Source organism: Syntrophorhabdus sp., assembly GCA_012719415.1.
Lineage (GTDB): Bacteria > Desulfobacterota > Syntrophorhabdia > Syntrophorhabdales > Syntrophorhabdaceae > Delta-02.
Genome location: JAAYAK010000233.1, coordinates 1 through 3,279, shown reverse-complemented (window position 1 = coordinate 3,279; position 3,279 = coordinate 1). Strand labels below are relative to the sequence as shown.

General features: G+C 56.1%; 3 protein-coding genes and 1 tRNA gene. 3 read left to right on the top strand and 1 reads right to left on the bottom strand.

Annotated elements, in window-relative coordinates:
* The first annotated feature begins 83 nt into the window (after nucleotides 1-83).
* Both GXX82_13700 and GXX82_13695 read left to right on the top strand, forming a co-directional pair.
* Nucleotides 84-1,487: a sigma-54-dependent Fis family transcriptional regulator gene (locus GXX82_13700; protein NLT24091.1), complete on the top strand. Its 1,404-nt coding sequence runs from the start codon at nucleotides 84-86 to the stop codon at nucleotides 1,485-1,487.
* A gap of 749 nt (nucleotides 1,488-2,236) precedes the next feature.
* On the top strand, nucleotides 2,237-2,674 hold the full coding sequence (locus GXX82_13695; GenBank protein ID NLT24090.1) for a Neelaredoxin: 438 nt from the start codon (nucleotides 2,237-2,239) through the stop codon (nucleotides 2,672-2,674).
* Between the two features lie 313 nt (nucleotides 2,675-2,987).
* Here the strand turns inward: GXX82_13695 and GXX82_13690 are convergent.
* Nucleotides 2,988-3,072: transfer RNA gene (locus GXX82_13690), tRNA-Leu, on the bottom strand.
* Between the two features lie 46 nt (nucleotides 3,073-3,118).
* Here GXX82_13690 and GXX82_13685 point away from each other — a divergent pair.
* The coding region (locus GXX82_13685) for a riboflavin biosynthesis protein RibF (protein ID NLT24089.1) at nucleotides 3,119-3,279 on the top strand (161 nt) is incomplete at its 3' end.

Genomic DNA, 3,279 nt, shown 5'->3' with positions numbered 1-3,279 from the left:
ACATCTGCGTCAGACGAAGCATCACATTCATGAGCCGGTGAGGCTCGTGATGGAAGCCTTGTTCACGGGGAGGGGACGGGGCGATGGCTCGTGTTCTGATCATAGACGATGACGAGGATTTCTCGGCGCTCCTTTCGAGCATGGTCAAGCGGGCCGGGCACGATGCCCTGGCGGCGGCGACCATAAAGGAGGGCGTAAAGGCCCTCAGGGAACCCTGCGATGTGGTCTTTCTCGATATCCATCTTCCCGATGGAAGCGGCCTCGGCATACTGGAGGACATCAGGGAGACCCCCTCATCCCCGGAGATCATCATCATAACAGGTTTTGACGATAGAGGAGCGGCCGAGCTCGCCCTGAAGAACGGGGTGTGGGATTACATCAGGAAGCCGTCATCCATAAAGCAGATGCAGCTCGCATTGCTGAGGGCCCTGCAGTACAGGAAGGAAAAGGGATACCAGAGGGCCCCGGCGGCCCTGAAAATGGATGGTATCATCGGAAAGAGTCCGCGAGTCGGCGCATGCCTCAACCTTGTCGCCAAGGCGGCTCAAGGAGATGCAAACGTCCTCATCAGTGGTGAAACAGGAACAGGAAAGGAACTCTTCGCCCTGTCCATCCACAATAACAGTTCCCGGCGCCACAAGAGCTTTGTCGTTGTCGATTGCGCGTCGCTCCCCCAGAACCTCGTCGAAAGTACCCTCTTCGGGCACAAGAAGGGTTCGTTCACAGGAGCGGACAGGGCGCGGGATGGCCTCATAAGGCAAGCCCATGGGGGCACGCTTTTTCTTGACGAGATAGGAGAGCTTTCGCTCTCCATCCAGAAGAGTTTCCTCAGGGTCCTGCAGATGCGAAGCTTTCGCCCAATAGGTTCCGATACGGAGATCACGAGCGATTTCAGGCTTATCTCGGCCACGAACAGAGATCTTGGGAAGATGGTCGAGGAAGGGCAGTTCCGGGAGGATCTGCTTTTCCGGATACGCACACTGCATATCGACCTGCCGCCCCTGCGCGATCACCCCGAAGACATAAGAGAACTGCTCGTGCATTATGTCGCCCGCCTGTGCGAGCAGTACGGGGTGGGCAACAAGGGGTTCTCTCCGGAATTCCTCGCGGCCCTCAAGGCGCACGACTGGCCGGGCAACGTCAGGGAATTCATCAGTACCCTGGAAAAGGCGATCTCCGAGGCGTTTCACCAGCCCACGTTATATCCGAAACATTTACCCTCGGACATAAGGATCAGGCTCAAGAGGTCCGAGCTCGACACGGGCTCCGGCTTTGAGCCCCACCACGAGATGGCCGAGCCAATTCCCGTCCTCAAGGCATACCGCGACGAAGCGGTCGCAGCCGCGGAGAGAGAGTATCTTGAACGGGTGATCAAGACCTCCCGGGGCAGGCTCGAGGAGATCTGCCGTCTTTCGGGCTTATCACGTCCCCGCCTGTACGCGCTTCTCAAGAAATACAATCTCACAAGACAAACGCTCCCGCCATAAAGAAGGTTCAAGAGTCCAAGGTTCAGAAGCACAAGAGTAAAGACAAAAAAGGCGCCTGTGCTCTCGGCCGGTGCGCGAATTGCGTTCAACTCTCGAGCGTTCTTTGCCCCGCGGATGTCTTGCTCCGCGAGACATCGTCTCTTTCGGCAAAACAATGTCTTGTTCCGAAAGACGGGATCTTATCGGCATCACGCCGGCGGTCTGCACGTTACTTCTTGAAATATAAGGCGAACGCACGACTGTTCCCCCGCTGTGACATCGTGGCATGTTTCTTGATATACCTATGGGGGATCGTTGGATATCATTGCGGTCTGTCAGGGAGTGAGCATGCGGACAGGCGGGCATGTTGACTCTCTTGAATAGATGTATTGAAGTGAAGGGGGCTACCGGCTGACAGTCTTGACTCCTCAGCAGAACTGAAAGACCAGGATCTTGAGTGGATCGCGGGAAGGCTCCGGTTCCTGTTTGACCGGGGAGCTTCCCCGCGGTTCCGGATCCGGGTCGAGTCCGGCCGCTATGGACCGGGGTCTTGACGGACATCGTGATAACCATAAGGGGGCCTTTCTGAATTCAGGGTTGCACGACGCTCCTGCGTGCCTGTCACGGGTACGCAACGTATCCGCATCGCTCACAGCGCACCTTGCTCATGTGCTTGCGCAGTCGACGGCTGCGGTGATCTCTTTCCTATTTCCAGCGTTGAGAAGAGGGTCGAAAGGCCGCGGATAACCGCGGAATGGAGGTTACCACAGGTGCGTGGCAAGATGGTGAGTTTTTCGGGGGACGTGGGATCCATAAGCAAATTGGGTCCGCTGTTCCAGATCGAAGAGGGCAGGAGAGAAAGACATATCCCGGTGATCGACTGCCCCGACACGGTGGCCGCCGGTCGGCCGTTTGTCATCAACGTGACGATCGGGAGGGAGGTCGATCATCCGAACACGACGGATCATCACATCAAGTGGGTTCAGGTCTTCTTCAGGCCCGAGAACGACAAGTTCTCCTACGAGATCGCGCACTGTGATTTCGCAGCCCATGGTGACTGTGCGGCGGGTATCGGCAAGGGACCTGTCGTGACCGACCACAGGGTCAGCGTAGTGGTGTCGGTGAACGGCAGGGGAAGGATCTACGCCTTGAGCCTTTGCAGCATACACGGTCTGTGGGAGAATGGCAAGGACCTGCAGGTACGGTAGAAGAGGGTTCAAAGTTCAAGGTTCCAGGTTCCAGGTTCCAGGGGAACGGGAGGGTACGGTTTCAGGTGAGGATGACGGGAACTGACAGGGGAGCATGAACGGCCTTTAACTGCGGGGGGGAGGGCGACATCATCCCCGGAGGTCCCGTTGTCCCACCCAGGAACCTGAAACGTGAAACCGTTCTATTCTTATTCTCTTTTCTCTACAAAAACCGGACGAGATGATATACAATGAGGCGTTTGTTGTTGCGGACGCAGGGCAGGTTTCTGTTGTCCTTCTGAAACCTGAAACCTGAAACCTCAAACAAAGAAAATGCCGAAGACGGGACTTGAACCCACACAGGCAAATTGCCTACTAGACCCTGAATCTAGCGCGTCTGCCAATTCCGCCACTTCGGCACCCTATAAAGTTATATGGATGTGACAGATAAGTCAAGAGGTGAGGATGAAAATTTTCGGGTCTTTCGATACTGACGACAGGTTTCCAAATCCCGTGCTTACGATCGGAAACTACGACGGAGTTCACGTCGGCCACAGGCGCATCATAAGGAAGGTGGTGGAGAAGGCCGCCGAGATATCGGGCACACCGATGCTCATGACCTTCTT